Here is a 16,324-nt window from a genome sequence, read left to right as displayed (position 1 = left end):
GTTGATGCATGCTGAAGATTTCGCAGCTGGTTAAGCGCTATGGCAATGGCGCGCCGGTGCTCAAAGGTCTGGATCTGGAAGTGCCAGGCGACAGCGTGGTGTCCATCATCGGCGCGTCCGGCGCAGGCAAGAGCACGCTGCTGCGCTGCATCAACAGGCTGGTGGAACCGAGTTCGGGCACCATAGAGCTGAACGGCCTGATGCTGACCGACCTGAAAGGCGCAAGGCTGCGCGCCGCGCGCCGGCGCATCGGCATGATCTTCCAGAGTTTCAACCTGGTGGATCGTCTGACGGTCATGGAGAATGTGCAGTCGGGCCGGCTCGGCTATCTGCCGCTGTGGCGCGCTGCCATGCGGCGCTATCCGAAACAAGACATTCGCCGCGCCTATGAGCTGATGGAGCGCGTGGGCATCGCCCACTATGCCAACAAGCGCGCCGATGAGCTGTCAGGCGGCGAACGCCAGCGCGTGGGCGTGGTGCGCGCGCTAATGCAGGAGCCGGAAATCCTGCTCGCGGATGAGCCCACCGCATCGCTCGATCCGAAAACCTCCGAACAGATCATGGAATTGCTGCGCGCGCTCTCGCGCGAATTTTCGCTGCCGGTGCTCATCAACATTCACAATGTGGCCGAAGCCAAGCAATACACCGACCGCATCGTCGGCATGCGTTATGGCCGCATCATCTTCGATGCCGAGCCCGATGCACTCGACAAGGACGCCATGGACGAGATCTATGCCGGCGTGCCTGCCGAAGAGCGCGGCGAGGCAGGCAATGTCACACCGCTGAGGGCCCAGAAGGCATGAGCGCCGAGACTCCTTCCCTGCCCGACACGTCCCTGCCCGACACATGGCGCAAGCCGCCGATGATCGCCAATCCGCTGCTGCGATATGGGCTGCTGGCGGCGGTGGTGATCTATATCGGATGGGCCTTCGTCATGCTGCCGATAGACTGGGAGCGCATCTCCCAGGGTATGACGCGCGCCGCGCGCATCTTCAGCGGTGCATTTCCGCCAAGCTTCGAACGCAGCGGGCTTCTGATCGACGGGTTTCTGGAAAGCCTGAAGATCGCCATTCTGGCGACCGTGGGCGGCGTGCTCCTGTCCATTCCGATTGCGTTCATGGCCGCGAAGAACCTCGCGCCGAGACCGGTCTATCTGCTTGGCCGCGGGCTCATCATCGTGGCGCGCAGCTTCCACCCGGTGATCGTCGCGATCATCTTCGTGAAGGCAGTGGGCTTTGGCCCCTTCGCCGGCGTTTTGACGCTGATCGTCTATTCCATCGGCTTCGTCGCCAAGATGCTGGCCGAGCGCATCGAGGAGATCGACTGGGGCCAGGTGGAGGCCATGCGCGCGGTGGGAGCCAGCTATTTCCCGACACTGATCTATGCGGTCTTTCCGCAGATCATGCCGCGCCAGATCGGTCTGAGCATCTATCAGCTCGACAGCAATCTGCGTGCCTCGGCGGTGGTCGGCATTGTCGGGGGCCGGCGGGATCGGCTCGACGCTCGCCAATGCCTTTGGCCGCTATGACTACGATTTCGCACTGGCCATCACCATGGTGATCGTCGCCGTCATCCTGTTGAGCGAGGCGATCAGCGGCCAGATCAGGAAACGGATATGGTGAGCATGGACACATCCCTCGAAGACTGGGCACGCTACACGCCGCGCGAGCGCATGCAGCGCTATGCGATCTTCCTCTTCGCCGTCATCGCGATTGTCTGGGCCCTGACCAGTATCGATGTCATCTGGCCATGGGTGTTCGACGCACCGCAGCAGATGGGCGATCTGTTCGGCCGCATGGTGCCGCCGGATGTCACGAACCTGCCGAGCATTCTGTGGGTGCTTGTGGAAACGGTGAACATTGCCACCATCGCAACGGCAATCGCCGTGTTCGTGTCGCTGCCCGTCGCCTATATCGCGGCGCAGAACACAACGCCGAACGCCGCAACACTGTGGCTGGGGCGTTTCATTCTCGTGTCCAGCCGCTCGGTCAACACGATCATCTGGGCGCTTCTCTTCGTGGCCATATTCGGCCCCGGCATCGTGGCCGGCATCATCGCCATCATGTTCCGCTCCATCGGCTTCATCGGCAAGCTTCTGGGCGAAGCCATCGAGGAGATCGATCGGCGCCCGGTGGAAGCGCTGGAAGCGACCGGCGCTTCACGCTTCAAGGTGATTCTCTACGCGATCGTTCCCCAGGTGATGCCAACCTTCTGGGCCGTGGCCATCCTGCGCTGGGACATCAACCTGCGTGAATCGACGGTCCTCGGACTGGTCGGCGCGGGCGGCATCGGTCTTATCCTGCAAAGCGCCATCGACACGTTCAACTGGCAGGAAGCAGCCACCGTTCTTCTGGCGATCCTCGCACTGGTGGTTATCGGCGAAGTCGTTTCGGCCTGGCTGCGCAAGCGGATCATATGACGCGGTCGGGCTCGCGGCGAAATTCGCGGGCCAACCGGCCGTGCATTGGTGCGTAAATTGAACATTTGCTAAATTCATTTTGCAAATGTAACATTGCCTCGATCAGTTTCACCCGCCGATGCGGCAGGATTTCGCGGCTCGTCCCCGCCCCGGCGATATTGCTCATCAACGCGTTGTGAGTTCTGGTTTCATTTTTTACCTGTTGAGGCGATATGAGCGGTTCTGTCTTTTTTCTGCATATGGCTGGCGCTGTTGCGTTGCTGCTCTGGGCAACACGCATGGTGCGAACCGGTGTCGAGCGCGCGTATGGCAATTTGTTGCGCCAGCGCCTGCGGCAGACGCTCGGCAATCCCATACTTGCAGCCCTGACGGGACTTGCCCTTTCCATTGCACTGCAGAGTTCGACTGCGGTCACCCTCCTGATTGGCTCGTTCGCCGGCCTTGGAATCGTGACCGGCCTGTCGGGCATCCTGGCGGTGCGTGGCGCCGAAGTTGGCTCGGCTTTCGTCGTCAAGATACTGAGTTTCGACCTCACGCTGCTCGTCCCGCTTTGCCTGTTGTTCGGAACTGCGATTTTCCTGGCAACCGAGCGGCGCCAGTGGCGTCAGTTCGGCCGCATTCTTGTGGGCGTCGGTCTCTTGATCCTGTCTCTGGAAATGATGGGACAAGCATCCGAGCCGTTGAGGCAAAGCACCATCGTGCCACTGATCGTCGGCTATCTCTCGGGCGATCCGCTCACCGCATTTCTTCTCGCCGCGGTGGTCACCTACCTGTTTCATTCCAGCATTGCAGCGGTGCTGCTTCTGACGACATTCGCGGCACGCGGAATCGTTTCACCCGATCTTGGCATCGTCATGGTGCTGGGCGTGAATCTGGGCAGTTCCTTCATCGCCCCCATGCTGACACGCAATTCACCACCCGCCTATCGCGTGGTGCCGCTCGGCAATCTTCTCATGCGCGGCCTCGGCTCGGTGGTTCTGCTGTGCTGCTTCGTGTTTTTCTCACCGACGCTTGAGATGCTTGGAAGCGATCCCGCCGACCGGATCATCCATGCACACATTGCTTTCAACGTTCTGATCCTGCTCGCCGGCATCCCGCTTTCACGCCTGATCCTCAGGGCGACGGAGGCCATCGTTGCCCTGCAGTCCGGCAAGGGCGATGAGGAGGCAGACGAGGAATCGTCTCTCGCCCTGTCAGAATCAAGCGCGCTCGACGCGTCTGCACTCGATAATCCGCAGCAGGCCCTCGCCAACGTGACCCGCGAAACCGTGCGCATGTGCGAGACCGTTGAGTTCATGCTGTGCCGGATCCTGGAACTGTACGAGAAGGCGGATCGCCGGTCGATCGACGCGCTCGCTTCGCTTGATGACACCGTCGACCGGCGCCATGCTGCCATCAAGCTCTATCTGGCACGCATCACGCGCCATGACATGTCGGAGGAAGAGGCTGGCCGCTGCCAGGAGCTTCTGGGGGTATGCATCAAGCTGGAACAGGTCGGCGACATCATTGTGCGCAACATGCTTGCCCATGTGCAAAAGAAGATGGACCGCGGAGTCGAGTTTACCGCCGAAGGATGGCGGGAACTGTCAAGCTTTCACGCTTCCGTCCTTGCAAACGCCCGCCTTGCGTTCAACCTCCTTGTCACGCAGGACACGGAGACGGCGCGTGAACTGGTGATGGAAAAAGACCGGCTGAGAGACGTGGAAAAGGAAACGAGCCAGCGTCATTTCGAAAGGCTGAGGCAGGGCGCAGAGCAAAGCCTTGAAACCAGCTCGATCCATCTCGACACGATCCGGGATCTGAAACAGATCAATTCGCTGCTGGCCACCTTTGCCTATCCGGTGCTGGAGGAGCGCGGTCTTCTCAGCGGATCCCGCCTGAAGTCTGCCTAGAGCAATCGCCGCAGGGCGCGCGCACCTTATTGGCCACCCTCGCAGAACATGTGACTTCGGGACCGAATGGACCGAAGCAGAACAAACACGCACTGAGTTCGACCGTAGACAAATACAAGAATAGATTCTAATATATTAGGCGCTTTATTTACTTATACAATTGATTAAGTGCCAAATATTACATGAAGATACAATACTCTGAAAGACCAATTGGGATGCTGAACGCGCATGGCATCAAATCATACGCCGCCAAACCCACTGCGCCCCGACAGGAAACAAAGCCAGCTTCCAAGCCACACCCCGAGCCCCAACTCACCCAGACCGAGCGCCAGACAACCTCTCCCGCCTACAATCTGGCGCGGCTTCTCAAATGCACACTGACGGAGGATATGCGGGCAAAGATCAGCGCATTCTCCCAAACCGTTCGAGAGGACGCACCAAACATTCACGCGATGGCGCGCGAAAGAATGCGGGGCATCATAAAGCGGCTTACCGGGCAGGATGCCGATCCCGACAAGATCTATCTCAACACGTTCGGCAACGGTCAGTCATCCCGGACAAGCTTCACGGGCTGGGAGCATACGGGAAGGCCCATATCCTCTGTTTCGCTGACAGACCTGCTACTGCAGAATTTCGGCGCCGATAAACAGAATCTCCTCTCCACGGACCTGAACGTCTATGAGGGCGTCTACACCAAAGGAGCCGATGAGAAGTTTTACGGAGCCGCAAACGAATTCAAAGCCTCGGTTGCGGACCTGCGAGATGCCATCTGGAAGGAAGATTTCCAGTGCAGGGTTCTGTCAAAACTTCGTTTGTTCTGGGAGAACCATAAGGAGAAGGTTGCCGTACTGGCCAAAATCCAGTTTGCAACCTCAGCGATAGAAGCAGCCCAGCAGTCCCGGCTTTCTTTTTCCGGTCTTTCAATGGTCATGCGCGGGGCAGGCGCAGGCTCGGACCCGCTTCTTGCGGCAATTGCCGCCGGTGTGGGCACGGAAACCAACCACGATGTGAAAACACTCACCTTCGACATCAACGGATATCCCGCCAGTGATATCGTTCGTTTTGTCGGTCCCAAGGGGCGCACGGTGCTCTACATTCCGGGCGAGACACCCGCATTCCACGAATTCGAAAACAGCAAGGCGCTCGAACTATGGGTCAGGCGTGAAGCAGGCACGCCGGAAAAGCGCGCACGGCTCGAGCACCACTTCTCGCTCTACGATCTGCAGGATGGCCTCTGGTACACAGGCGTTGAAAACGGATTGAAGAAACTCGGCGCCAATCAATGGCTCACCGGTATCAATTCCAGCAGCCTCCCCTACTCGGCCGATCCATTCGCCGATATTGTCGAGAACATGCAGCGGCGCAGTCTTTCCGATGCAGATACGCTGATCAAATCGGACAGCGAGGTCACGCGCGACATTTGGATTGGCCGACTGCGCGCTTTCAACAAGGTTTTCTGGCCAATACTCATGCTTGCTCCCGAGCTCGAATTCGCCACGCTCGCGGTGACCATGGGGAACGAGGTCGGCCTGGAGATTGATCAGGCGGTTTCGGGGGACACCTACAATGACCGCAAAGAGGGCTTTTACGGTGCGGTTTCAACCGGCAGCATGATGATGGTCGGTGCGGCGCTGGGCGCGGCTGGACGGTCATTCGAAGGAGCAAAGGCTTCTGCCACCGGCGCTGCCGAAGAAATCCTGGTCCCACCGGTGGAGGCATCCACCATGGAGCCTCCGCTAAAGATCGGAGACATATCGGCCCACCAGGTCGATGCTTCCGTGATTTTCGGGCATGAAGCCAATGGCGCGAACATCTATCAGGTGAAAGACCGCTATTACATCTTCGTGAAGGATGAGGCGGGGGCCTCAAGCGTTTATGAGATCAGAAGCGATTTCAAACTGCGCGACGGCTATGTGAATGTGATCGATCCCAACACACGCAGATCTGTCGCAATCATGCACAATGACGGCTCCGGGGACTGGAAGAGGATTCCAGCCGTCGGCGGAGGAGCAGATCGGCCACCCTATATCGCCGATCGCGCAGAAGACGTCCGGCGGGATCTCAACCGTCGTGGATATGTGATCACCAACGCGCCAGGCGAAGACGCCGACTTCAACACGATCGAAAAACTGAAGGAGCGCGTCGACGCATTGAGGTTCAAGCTGGAAGATCTCGGCAGGGAGCCCGAGCAACACGGACGTCTCGGCAACTACCGCATCGTCTATCGCGTCGACAATGTTTCACCTCGCATCCTGCTGCGGGACAAAGGGTTCCGTCCCTCAAAAGACTTCTTTGCTGTCTCCAACCTTCTCGACGCACCAGCAACCATTGGCAGTGCTTCTCTGTCTGCCAACAACAATGTTCTGGGCATCTGGCAGGCGGACCCCGAGGACGGCGTCATGTATCAATATGCGATCAAGTTGCACAGGCAGAAAGCTGCCTCATTCGTTGATGGCGGTGGCTGGGACCACGAGTTTCTGGATGAAGTGCATTTTCCACCACCGCCTGCAAACGACGTCTTTCTGATCGATTCGTCCAGCGACTGGGTCCGCCTGTTGATCGCGGACATCGCAAACTCCGGCAGGTACAACACATCCTACGGCATCCCGCTCAAGGTGTTTGAAGATTACAGGAACGGGCGCATTTCGCTGCGTGGATCGACCTTGCCCGAACTCCCTCGCGGTTCCAGTGTCGCGGATGCACCAAGCGATCCGCATGACAGTCTGGAATCCCTTGACACGAAAACGCGCGGGCAAAAGCGCACGCGTGACTGGGTGAACGCCAGTACCCCTCCCCCCCTGCACGGAACGGAACCCACGCCGGGGCCATCTCGCGCATTCAGGCCGGGCACGCAGCAGGTTGCGACCATCGACGCGCATCAACCAGACGCGCCTTCACCTGTTCCTCCCGATTATGAGGACACGGTCTATGAGCGGACCCAGAACTGGGTCGACAGAGGCACAACCGTGCCGCCGGAAGAGGCGCAACTGCCGACAAACGCCCTGTCAAATCATGAGAAGACCATGAACTGGATCAGCCAGAACATGCTCAACGCCGAGATGAACAATCTGGTTCTGAAGGACAGACCGGCCCCCTCCTCGGAGAGAACGCGGGAATGGATAAGGGAGTACCAGCAGTCGGGCGCCTGACGGAGCGGCCATCGTTTCGCAGGTTTCCATCGCGAAACGAGGACAGCGCTTCTATTTCGTCGCCGCTCTCAAACCTTCCATGAAGGCACCGGGAAGCTGGGTTTCGCCAAACCAGTTGAGCCGGTTCATCGTCGCAAAACCTTCAGCGATGAGACTGTTTTCATCACCCTTGCGGCTCGCATGTTCGCGACCGCGAGGAACGATGAGCTCGGTCTCGTCGCCATTTTCCCGGACGACCTCGGCCTTGCGGGCAATCTTGTCGCGACCGATGACAGGCTGGGTGACGGGCGCCGGCAGATCAGCCGGGAGGTTCACACTCAGCCAGTGCCCTTCGATTGCCCATTCGCTGCGGGTCTGCCACAAGCGCTCGATGAAATGCGCCAGCCAGGCTGCATCCCCTTCCCGCACGTTTGCCTCTTTCACACGGGAGAAACCGATGGCAGGGATGCCCCAGAAGGTGGCCTCGCGGGCAACGCCAAGCGTGCCGGAATAGGCGAGATCTTCACCCACATTGCGCCCGTCATTGACACCCGCGACCACGAGATCGGGCTTCTGACCATCCTTGAAAAGCCAGCCCATGGAGGTGACGATGCAGTCTGCCGGAGTGCCCGAGCAGGAATAGCGGCGCTCTGCGAGACGGCGCATTGTGAGCGGACGCGCAACGGTGAGCGACGGGCCGGCCGCCGTGCGCTTGCCATCGGGCGCGACCACCCAGACATCGTCGCTCAGGCGGGATGCCGCCTGTGCTGCCAGTGCAATGCCGGGAGCTTCGATGCCGTCGTCATTGGAAATCAGAATGCGCATGTGTCGTCTCTTCATCAATCTGGTGTGTGTCGCCGGTGCGGGCACCGGCCATGAGAGCGGGGATGTGCTGACGCAGCGCTTCAAGTGCGGCCGCGTCGCAGGAATGGCCGATCAGTCGCGGGCGGCCTGCCGCCTCCCAAAGGGCAATGTTTTCGGGCAGTGTGGGATGTGTCGGCATGCGGATCCAGGCGGCCTTGCCCTCATCGACAAGCCGCGCACCGGGAGAGCCCGCCGGCAGATGCCCGCTCAGGAGAATGGGAAAGCCGGACTTCTCCGCCGCTTCGAGCGCGGGGCGGGAAGGACCTGCCACGCCCATCCCGTCATGGACGAGCAGCGGACAGGACGGAAGGGGTTCGTCGACAGTCCAGTCGCGCGCGGACTTCAGCCGCTGTGAAAGGATGGCCACGCGATCCTTATGCACGGCGTCAGGCGCATGGATCTGCGCCGACAGCGCCTCACGCATGCCGGCCTCGATTGCAAAAGGCACGTTGATTGCCGCAATCAGTTCGAGTGAGCGGCCCGAAAGCGGTGTGGGAAGGAGACAGCCATCGGCATATCCTACAACCCATTCTCCAATCTGCCCGGCACGCTCCGCCCCCGGGATGGGGTCGGCGCCGTAGGACGCATCGAGAATGAGCAGGTCGCAGACAGGCAATGGCTGCATGGGGAACACCGCACTCTCGGGCACGATGTCGGCGCTGTAGACAACGCGCTGTCCCGCCGCCTCAACCGAAAACCAGACGCCACCGACCACATGGCCGGAGGCACCGGTCGCCACGCTCAGTGCGCCGACGGTCAACGCTTCACCTGGTCGGAACAGGCGGATCTGCTCTACAAGCGGAGAGAAATCCGCAAGATCTGCCGGGTCCGCATATTGTGCGAGCGTTGCAGGCATCTCCGTGCGCGTTTCCTCGGTCATGTATATCGGGCCGGTATATCCCTGCCGCAGCAGGTGGCACAGCGCACCGATGTGATCTTCATGAGCGTGGGAAATGAAAAGGGCGTCGATCTCGCCAATCGGGCGGGCGAGCACAGGATAATATTCATCCCCTGTCGCGCCCACCTTTATGCCGGCATCAAGCATGACACATGTGTTGCCGTCGCTGACGACAACACTGGTGCGCCCTTTCTCACCGAAACCGCCCTGAAGATCGACCTGCAGCATCAGGCAGCCCCGTCGGCGGGAATGAGCCAGCCCGAAGTGATCGCAAGCCTTGCCCGCTGTCCCGCCTCAAAGGTTACCGGGTCGGGCTGATCGAAATGCAGACCGAGATGCGGAGCCGCCTCGGGCTCGAACTCGATGCGCGCCGAACCGCCGCGATAAACCGCCCGCGTGATGGTGCCCTCGAAGCCCGGTTGGCTGGCGCCAACAGACTGGATCTGTGAAGCACGGCAGCAGATGCGCGCATCCTTGCGGGGTTTCTCGCCCTTGCGACAGCGAACGATCAGCTCCTGCCCCAGAACGGTGACGCGGCACTGGCCATCGGCTTCCGCCGTTTCGACATTGGCCGGCAGGACCATGCCCTGCGAGATGAATGAAGCGACCATCTCGTTGGCCGGCTCATGATAGAGCTCGCGCGGCGTGGCAAGCTGCATGAGGCGACCGTGATCCATGACCGCAATGCGATCTGCCAGCGCCATGGCCTCGGCCTGGTCGTGGGTGATGTAGAGAATGGTCGTGCCCGTGCGCTTGTGGAAGTCAGCGAATTCGTCTTCCATCGAAGCGCGCAGATGCACGTCGAGATTGGCCAGCGGTTCGTCGAACAGCACGAGCCGCGGCTCCGCCACGAGACACCGTGCCAGCGCCACGCGCTGCCGCTGACCGCCTGACAGATTGGCCGGACGACGGTCGCCATACTGCTCCATGTTGACGAGCGCGAGGGCGTTTTTCACGCGCTCTTCACGCTCGGCTTTTGAAACGCGCGCCACCTTGAGCGCATAGCCGATGTTTTCCGACACCGTCATGTGCGGCCACAGCGCATAGTTCTGGAACACGATGCCGACGCGGCGTTTTTCCGGCGGGATGTTCGCCTCTGCCGATGAAACCTCGCGGTCGCCAATGTAGATATTGCCCCCGGTGACATTCTCAAAGCCGGCAATCATGCGCAAAAGCGTGGTCTTGCCGCATCCCGAGGGTCCGAGAACAGCGAGGAACTCGCCATCCGCGACATCGATGGAAACATTGTCGAGGGCCTTGGCCTCGCCAAAGGTTTTGGTGACGTTCTTAATGCTCAGTCCCGCCATGGGAGAACTCCGTCCGGTAGTTTGTTTGCAAAGAGGCTGGCGAGCAGCATCAGAAGGAAGGTGGTTGCGACCATGATGGCGGAGACCGCCGCCGCATATTTGGAATCGCCACCCTGTTCGAAGGAGAAGATGACAACGCCGATGGTCTCCGAACCGGAGGACCAAAGGAGTGCTGACACCGTCAGCTCACACAGTGCCGTCATGAAGATCAGCAGGCCGCCGGCAATGGCCGCCGGAGCGATGAGCGGAAAGATGATGGTGCGCATCCGTGTGAACAGGCCGGCACCGGCCACCTGTGCCGCCTCCTCAAGCGCCCGGTCGAGCTGGAAATAGCCCGTGATCGTCGGCCGCACGGCCAGGATCAGGAAGCGCGCGAGATAGGCGTAGAGGATGATCCAGACCGTGTTGTATATCTGGATGCCGGTGATCGGCATGGGCTTCAGGAACAGGAGCAGCGAGGCAATCGCCAGCACCACACCCGGCAGCGCATAGGGCAGCTCGATCGCAAGGTTGAGCGCCTTGATCCAGCGCTTGTTGCCCCAGGCAATCACATAGCCGAGCGGGATCGCCACAAAGACGGCGAAGATGGAGGCCCCTGCCGAGAGATAGAGACTGTTCAGGAAAGCACGGCTTGCCGCCGCGTGCTGGAAGACGACGAAATAGTAGTTCTCCAGCGTGGCTGTTTCGGCTGTCAGCGTCACGCCATAGCCTCGAACCAGCGAGGTGAGGATCAGCCCCACCAGCGGCAGAACAAGGATGATGGCAATCAGGGCCCACATGCCGAACTCTACCGGCAGGCGCCAGGCGCCAAGCTGATAGGGTGCAGCGGGCAGCGACGTGGAGGTGATGCGAAAGTCGCGACGGCTGGCGATGCGATCCTGCATGACAATGCCGATCATGGCAATGACACCAATCAGCACCGACAGGAACGCGACCTCGGAGAGCACATCCGGACCACCGCCGGCCAGGCGCTGATAGATGAGCGTGGGCAGAACGAGATAGTTTGCCGGGATACCCAGGAAGGCCGGAATGCCGAAATTGCCGACACAGGAGACGAAGGTGAGTGCTGCGGCACCGACGATGGACGGCGTCATCAATGGGAGGATGATGGTGCCGAGCACCCGGACCCAGCCGGCCCCCGCTCGACTGCGCGGCCTCAACCAGCTCACGCGGCAGTTTCCGCATGCCGGCACGCACGATCAGGAAAACGAGCGGCGCATACTGGATGCCGAGCAGGAAGATGATCCCTTCGGGCGAATAGAGCGGATTGCGCGTGCCAAGCGGTGGCGCCATGCCCAGCATGTTCAAAAGCGGGCTGGAAGGGCCAAAGAGCTGGAGCCAGGCGAGCGCGGTCACCTGCGGCGCAATCATGAGCGGCGTGACGAAGCACAGGACGAAAGCCTGACGCTGGCGCACATCCGACAGTGAAACGAGAATGGCCACGGCCACGCCCAGAACGAGGGCGAAAATCGTTCCGCCAAGGCCGACCACCAGTGTGTTCCAGGTGGCGCGCCAGGTGGTTTCATCGATCAGGCCATTGCGAATGACATCAAGCGAGAACTGACCGCCAGGCAGGATGATTTCCTGCAGAAGCCGCGCCATGGGCAACAGCGAGAAGATGACGATAAGCGCGACGATCCCCGCTGTCAGGGCCATATCCTGGCCCTGACGTTCCTTGCGAATTGCGGTCATAAGGTTTTTCCTTAGCCACCGAACATGGAGGAGAATTTCTCCTTGTTGCCGGCGATCTCATCGACAACTTTCTTCACATCAACGGTCATGACGTTGATCTCGGTGCCCTCGGGCAGCCAGTCCGGCGAACCGACCGAAGGCTTTGCCGGCAGATAGCCCTGCTTCAGCGCCAGCTTCTGGCCGTCGTCGGAGAGAATGAAGTCGACGAACTTCTTTGCGGTGTCCGGGTTTTTGGCGGTCGACATGATGGCGACCGGCTCGGTGACGGCAGTTACGCCTTCCTCGGGGAAAACGAACTCGATGGGCGAGCCGTCCTTCTTGGCGTTCATGGCCATGAAGTCGACGAGCATGCCATAAGCCTTCTCACCGCTTGCCACGGACTTGAGGACCGCACCATTGCCGCGCACGGCGACATGGCCGTTTTCCTTCAGCTTCTCAAAATAATCCCAGCCGAGATCGTCACGGTTGACGAAGGCGGACAGGAGATAGGCTGCAGCACCCGAATAAAGCGGGCTCGGCATGATGGTGAGATCCTTGTAGGCCTCGCCGGTCAGGTCGGACCAATGCTCGGGCTTTTCTGCCGCTGCGGTGTTGTAGGCAATGCCGGTGGTGATGAGCTTGGAGCCGAAATAGGTCTTCTCGGCATCATAGGCGGCTTTCTCGAACCCTTCGACATTGGCGTCGGGATAGGCCATCAGGCGGCCGTCCTTCTTGAGCGTTTCCATGCTCACCGCATCGGCGATCAGAAGCACGTCAGGCTGCGGGCTGCCGGCTGCGAATTCGGCCGCGAGCTTGGTCATCAGGTCGCTGGTACCCGAACGGAAGATCTCGACCTCTACGCCGGGGTTTGCTGCCTTGAAGGCATCGACGGTCTCTGCAGCATCGGCATCGGGCTGCGACGTGTAGAGAACGAGGTTCTCGGCGAATGCCGCGGTGGATGTGAGCAATGCGGCTGCAAAGGCAACCGAACGAATCGTGGACTGGCGTCCCATGGGGTAACTCCTCTGTTTGCATCTCCGGTCACCTGGTGCCGGAGCTCCTCCCCTGCATGCGCAATATGACAGGCTTGTAACAAAAGCGCTCGTACATTGAATATGAACATATGTTATTCGTCAATAACAAAAGAACGCAATAAAATTTCGCATTTTTGGCCTGCAAACAGCCGTTGCGACCGTTGCATTGTGCTAGCATTCTCCCGCGATGAGAGAGGGAATCACCGCTGTGCCGCGAAAAAGCAAACAGAATCCGGCAGACGAGCCGACGCTGTCTTCCGCCGATATAAACGTGAAGATGGCCTGGCTTTATCACGTGGAGGGCCTGACGCAGGAAAAGATCGCCAGCCTGCTGAACGTAAGCCGGATGAAGGTCATGCGGGCGCTCGCCGCCAGTGCAGAGAGCCACATGGTGGTGACCACCATCAACGCCGACACTGCCGAGCAGGTGGCGCTTGAGCGCCGGCTGGAGAAGCGCTGGGGCCTGAAAAGCGCCATCGTGGTGCCCGCTCCGGAGGAAGAGGATAATCTGGAGCGCTCGATCGGGCATGCGGTGGCACGCTACCTCGAAGAGCAGATGAAGCCCGGCATGACGCTGGCGATCGGCGGTGGCGCGACACTGCATTCGAGCCTGAGCTTCATGGCGCAGCGCGATCTGGCAGGATCGACAGTCATCGGACTGGTGGGCAGCCTGCCGCATTCCAAATGGGTCAATCCGTCCATTGTCGCAACCAAGGTGGCGGAACGCTTCAAGGTGGACAGCTACCAGATCAGCGCGCCCGTTGTGGTGGATGACCCGGATCTGCGTGAACGCCTCTGGGAGCAGCCATCCCTGCGCGACGTGCGAGAGCGCGCCGCCAGGGCCGACATGGCGCTTCTGACCGTGGGAGCGGTCTCACCCGAAGCGACGATTTTCCGTCACGGGATCGTGCCCAGAGCGCTCATCAAGCCGCTGCGCGACAAGGGCGCGGTGGCAAACATCCTCTGCTACTTCGTCGATGCGGCGGGCCAGATGGTCGACCACGAGGTCAACCAGCGCATCATGGCCATAGACCTCGATGTGGTGGCGCGCATTCCGCATGTCATTCTGGCCGCAGGCGGCGAGCAGAAGGTCTCCGCCATTCTTGCGGCGCTGCGCACGGTATCGGCAGCCGCACTCATCACCGATGCAGCGACAGCGCAGATGCTGCTTGAAAAAGCGGATGAAGAGGGGCTTTGAACTCCCCGCGAGCGATCAGATAAGGCCGCGCTCGCGCATGAAATCATCAAGCCCCACATGCGTGGTGGCTTCGAATTCGCGCACCGCCTCGACCATCGCCCGGCGCTGGGCAGCCAGCAGCAGGAGAACCTGCCGCATCTCGCCCGAAATGCCAAACCGCTCCCAGCGATCGGCAAGATGTCCGGGAAGACCGGCAGCCTCGCAGAAAGCGGCGATGTTCTTGTAACCCAGGTCCGCGACAAGCGCCTGCGTCTCCTCGGGCGTCGAGCGCGGCTCGAGCGCGTGGTCATGCAGGCGCTGTGCCAGAAGGCGAATGTCGTTCGGCTGCGGCGCATTGGCCAAAACCTTGTTGATCAGAGACGAAACTCTCGGGGGTTTTTCGCTTTGCATCGCACTCTCCATTCACTCCGATCATAGGACGAGAGCGGGCGGCACTCAATCGGAAAGCGCCACCCTACCATACCACTTTCAAGCTACGCCCTAGGCAAGAAGGCGTGCAAGCGGCCTGATGCGCTGGATCAGCAGCACGTCAAGCGCAAGAACCGCCAGCAATGTGATGCCCACCAGTGGAAACAGCAATGAGACAAACAGCATCACCACCACGGCGCCCTTCCACAAGGGCAGGTTCGCTGGCAGGGGCGGCGCCGAGAGCCGCAAGGCGCGCGCGGGCCTGCGCATCCACCACATGACGATCCCGCTTACCGACAGGAAGATGACGGACAGGCAGAACACCGTGTTCAGAACGAGGTTCCACAGCCCCATGTCGCCCTCATGGAAAGCGATGCCGACAGCCATTGCTTTGCCCGCCGGTGAGTAGTCGGCAAAACCTACATCGGCGAGAACATTGCCGGTGTACTGGTCGATATGGACCGTCCTGTCAGAAGTGGGGTCGGCGGAATCATTGCTCATGGAATCCTGCGCGAGCGTCCACACGCCCATATCTCCGCGCGGCGTGGAGACGCGAAAGCGCCCCTCATAGCCAAGGCTGCGTCCAAATGCGACGATCTGATCAAGATTGAACGGGCCCGCGCCCGGCACTCCGGCACGTCCGGCTTCCGACCCCGACGCAGGGAGCGGTGTCTGCTCCAGCGCCCAGGGCACATCCTTTGTCGCACCATGATTGAGCGATGCATGCGCCTTGTCCGACAGGGGAACATTGTCCCATTTCTCCGCCGGAAAGGTGCTCCACGCCTGAACGAACTTCTCCCCCCAGATGCCGGCCCATGAAAGCCCGCTGAGGAGAAAGATCAGGAGAAGCACCGCGACATAGAGCCCGGTGGTCTTGTGCAGCGATTTCCAGAAGGAGCGGCCCCGTGCATCGAGATCGGGGCGAAGTGCCTTGCCGGGCCCTTGGCCCTCACGCGGCCACCACAGATAAAGCCCCGTGGCGATCAACACGATGCCGAAGCCGGCGGCGATCTCGATCAACCGGTCCCCCAGATCGCCGATCAGCAGGGTACCGTGAATATCAGAGGCGAAGTCGTACCAGCCCGCCTGCCTGTTCCAGATGTCCAGCACCTCGGCCGTATAGGGGTCGACAGCAACCATCATCGCCTCACCTGCGCTATCGACACGGAAAACGGCGGCGCGGTCGGCTGCGGTCGGCGCGATATATTCGACCACATGGCCTTCGTGCAGCACCGTTTGTGCGGCCGAGGCCTGAGCGAGGATACTGGTCTCTTCGCCCTGCGGCGCCACGGCAATCTTCTCGCCGTCCCGCCCGTCCACCGCACTCACCCAGAGCATGATCAGCCCGGTAATGGCGAGCATCGCCAGGAAAGGCGCCACGTAAAGACCGGCATAGAAATGCCAGCGCCATGCCGCCAGATAGAATTTGCGCGTCAGCGTCTTGCCGGTCGCCTCGTGCGTCGGCAGGCCGGAGAGCGCCTGTGTATCGGTGTTATTCATAATCC

Annotated in this window: 12 protein-coding genes and 2 pseudogenes; 6 read left to right on the top strand and 8 right to left on the bottom strand. The window is 60.5% G+C overall.

Features of this window, described 5'->3' with window-relative positions:
• The first annotated feature begins 8 nt into the window (after nucleotides 1–8).
• From phnC to phnE (AB2N04_RS00510), 3 genes and pseudogenes are all read left to right on the top strand, one after another.
• Nucleotides 9–803 carry a phosphonate ABC transporter ATP-binding protein gene (gene phnC / locus AB2N04_RS00520; RefSeq protein ID WP_367714419.1) on the top strand — a complete coding sequence of 265 codons (795 nt, stop codon included), beginning with the start codon at nucleotides 9–11 and terminating at the stop codon, nucleotides 801–803.
• Nucleotides 800–1,622 (top strand): annotated as a pseudogene (gene phnE, locus AB2N04_RS00515) (phosphonate ABC transporter, permease protein PhnE). The gene phnC and the pseudogene phnE (AB2N04_RS00515) overlap by 4 nt, the downstream one beginning before the upstream one ends.
• Nucleotides 1,616–2,419, top strand: coding sequence for a phosphonate ABC transporter, permease protein PhnE (gene phnE / locus AB2N04_RS00510; RefSeq protein ID WP_367714418.1), 804 nt, complete (start codon nucleotides 1,616–1,618; stop codon nucleotides 2,417–2,419). The pseudogene phnE (AB2N04_RS00515) and the gene phnE (AB2N04_RS00510) overlap by 7 nt, the downstream one beginning before the upstream one ends.
• Here the strand turns inward: phnE (AB2N04_RS00510) and AB2N04_RS00505 are convergent.
• Complete coding sequence (locus tag AB2N04_RS00505) at nucleotides 2,412–2,585, bottom strand: hypothetical protein (protein WP_367714417.1); 174 nt, start codon at nucleotides 2,583–2,585, stop codon at nucleotides 2,412–2,414. The genes phnE (AB2N04_RS00510) and AB2N04_RS00505 overlap by 8 nt on opposite strands.
• Before the next feature lie 46 nt (nucleotides 2,586–2,631).
• Between AB2N04_RS00505 and AB2N04_RS00500 the strand changes: the two genes are divergently transcribed.
• Entirely contained in the window at nucleotides 2,632–4,311 is a 1,680-nt protein-coding gene (locus AB2N04_RS00500) for a Na/Pi cotransporter family protein (RefSeq protein ID WP_367714416.1), read from the top strand.
• Between the two features lie 215 nt (nucleotides 4,312–4,526).
• Nucleotides 4,527–7,460 (top strand): DUF6543 domain-containing protein, encoded by a 2,934-nt coding sequence (locus AB2N04_RS00495; RefSeq protein WP_367714415.1) that lies wholly within the window; start codon nucleotides 4,527–4,529, stop codon nucleotides 7,458–7,460.
• Nucleotides 7,461–7,511: 51 nt separating this feature from the next.
• Here the strand turns inward: AB2N04_RS00495 and AB2N04_RS00490 are convergent, their stop codons facing one another.
• The 5 genes and pseudogenes from AB2N04_RS00490 to AB2N04_RS00470 form a co-directional block, all read right to left on the bottom strand.
• The gene (locus AB2N04_RS00490; RefSeq protein ID WP_367714414.1) at nucleotides 7,512–8,264 is read right to left on the bottom strand and encodes a 5'/3'-nucleotidase SurE; all 753 of its coding nucleotides are present in this window, start codon (nucleotides 8,262–8,264) and stop codon (nucleotides 7,512–7,514) included.
• Nucleotides 8,242–9,429 (bottom strand): MBL fold metallo-hydrolase, encoded by a 1,188-nt coding sequence (locus AB2N04_RS00485; RefSeq protein WP_367714413.1) that lies wholly within the window; start codon nucleotides 9,427–9,429, stop codon nucleotides 8,242–8,244. The genes AB2N04_RS00490 and AB2N04_RS00485 overlap by 23 nt, the downstream gene beginning before the upstream one ends.
• The gene (locus AB2N04_RS00480) at nucleotides 9,429–10,508 is read right to left on the bottom strand and encodes an ABC transporter ATP-binding protein (RefSeq protein ID WP_367714412.1); all 1,080 of its coding nucleotides are present in this window, start codon (nucleotides 10,506–10,508) and stop codon (nucleotides 9,429–9,431) included. The genes AB2N04_RS00485 and AB2N04_RS00480 overlap by 1 nt, the downstream gene beginning before the upstream one ends.
• Nucleotides 10,496–12,200: pseudogene (locus tag AB2N04_RS00475) on the bottom strand (ABC transporter permease). The gene AB2N04_RS00480 and the pseudogene AB2N04_RS00475 overlap by 13 nt, the downstream one beginning before the upstream one ends.
• A gap of 11 nt (nucleotides 12,201–12,211) precedes the next feature.
• Nucleotides 12,212–13,192 (bottom strand): ABC transporter substrate-binding protein, encoded by a 981-nt coding sequence (locus tag AB2N04_RS00470; RefSeq protein WP_367714411.1) that lies wholly within the window; start codon nucleotides 13,190–13,192, stop codon nucleotides 12,212–12,214.
• 208 nt (nucleotides 13,193–13,400) lie between these two features.
• Between AB2N04_RS00470 and AB2N04_RS00465 the strand changes: the two genes are divergently transcribed.
• Nucleotides 13,401–14,411, top strand: coding sequence for a sugar-binding transcriptional regulator (locus AB2N04_RS00465; protein ID WP_367714410.1), 1,011 nt, complete (start codon nucleotides 13,401–13,403; stop codon nucleotides 14,409–14,411).
• A gap of 15 nt (nucleotides 14,412–14,426) precedes the next feature.
• Here AB2N04_RS00465 and AB2N04_RS00460 read toward each other — a convergent pair whose 3' ends face one another.
• Both AB2N04_RS00460 and AB2N04_RS00455 read right to left on the bottom strand, forming a co-directional pair.
• The gene (locus AB2N04_RS00460) at nucleotides 14,427–14,801 is read right to left on the bottom strand and encodes a hypothetical protein (RefSeq protein WP_367714409.1); all 375 of its coding nucleotides are present in this window, start codon (nucleotides 14,799–14,801) and stop codon (nucleotides 14,427–14,429) included.
• Nucleotides 14,802–14,891: 90 nt separating this feature from the next.
• A complete protein-coding gene (locus AB2N04_RS00455; RefSeq protein WP_367714408.1) occupies nucleotides 14,892–16,319 on the bottom strand; it encodes a PepSY-associated TM helix domain-containing protein in 1,428 nt (475 codons plus the stop codon).
• Nucleotides 16,320–16,324 lie beyond the last annotated feature (5 nt).

The organism is Nitratireductor sp. GISD-1A_MAKvit, assembly GCF_040819555.1.
In the GTDB taxonomy this organism is placed as follows: Bacteria; Pseudomonadota; Alphaproteobacteria; order Rhizobiales; family Rhizobiaceae; genus Nitratireductor.
The sequence above is the reverse complement of the archived record's forward strand: the minus strand, read 5'-3'. Positions and strand labels throughout refer to the sequence as shown.

What these genes read in the sequence shown, in the direction of transcription:
- phnC (WP_367714419.1), top strand. Translation starts at nt 9, where the DNA reads ATGCTGAAGATTTCGCAGCTGGTTAAGCGCTATGGCAATGGCGCGCCG.
- phnE (WP_367714418.1), top strand. Translation starts at nt 1,616, where the DNA reads ATGGTGAGCATGGACACATCCCTCGAAGACTGGGCACGCTACACGCCG.
- AB2N04_RS00505 (WP_367714417.1), bottom strand. Translation starts at nt 2,585, where the DNA reads ATGAGCAATATCGCCGGGGCGGGGACGAGCCGCGAAATCCTGCCGCAT.
- AB2N04_RS00500 (WP_367714416.1), top strand. Translation starts at nt 2,632, where the DNA reads ATGAGCGGTTCTGTCTTTTTTCTGCATATGGCTGGCGCTGTTGCGTTG.
- AB2N04_RS00495 (WP_367714415.1), top strand. Translation starts at nt 4,527, where the DNA reads ATGCTGAACGCGCATGGCATCAAATCATACGCCGCCAAACCCACTGCG.
- AB2N04_RS00490 (WP_367714414.1), bottom strand. Translation starts at nt 8,264, where the DNA reads ATGCGCATTCTGATTTCCAATGACGACGGCATCGAAGCTCCCGGCATT.
- AB2N04_RS00485 (WP_367714413.1), bottom strand. Translation starts at nt 9,429, where the DNA reads ATGCTGCAGGTCGATCTTCAGGGCGGTTTCGGTGAGAAAGGGCGCACC.
- AB2N04_RS00480 (WP_367714412.1), bottom strand. Translation starts at nt 10,508, where the DNA reads ATGGCGGGACTGAGCATTAAGAACGTCACCAAAACCTTTGGCGAGGCC.
- AB2N04_RS00470 (WP_367714411.1), bottom strand. Translation starts at nt 13,192, where the DNA reads ATGGGACGCCAGTCCACGATTCGTTCGGTTGCCTTTGCAGCCGCATTG.
- AB2N04_RS00465 (WP_367714410.1), top strand. Translation starts at nt 13,401, where the DNA reads ATGAGAGAGGGAATCACCGCTGTGCCGCGAAAAAGCAAACAGAATCCG.
- AB2N04_RS00460 (WP_367714409.1), bottom strand. Translation starts at nt 14,801, where the DNA reads ATGCAAAGCGAAAAACCCCCGAGAGTTTCGTCTCTGATCAACAAGGTT.
- AB2N04_RS00455 (WP_367714408.1), bottom strand. Translation starts at nt 16,319, where the DNA reads ATGAATAACACCGATACACAGGCGCTCTCCGGCCTGCCGACGCACGAG.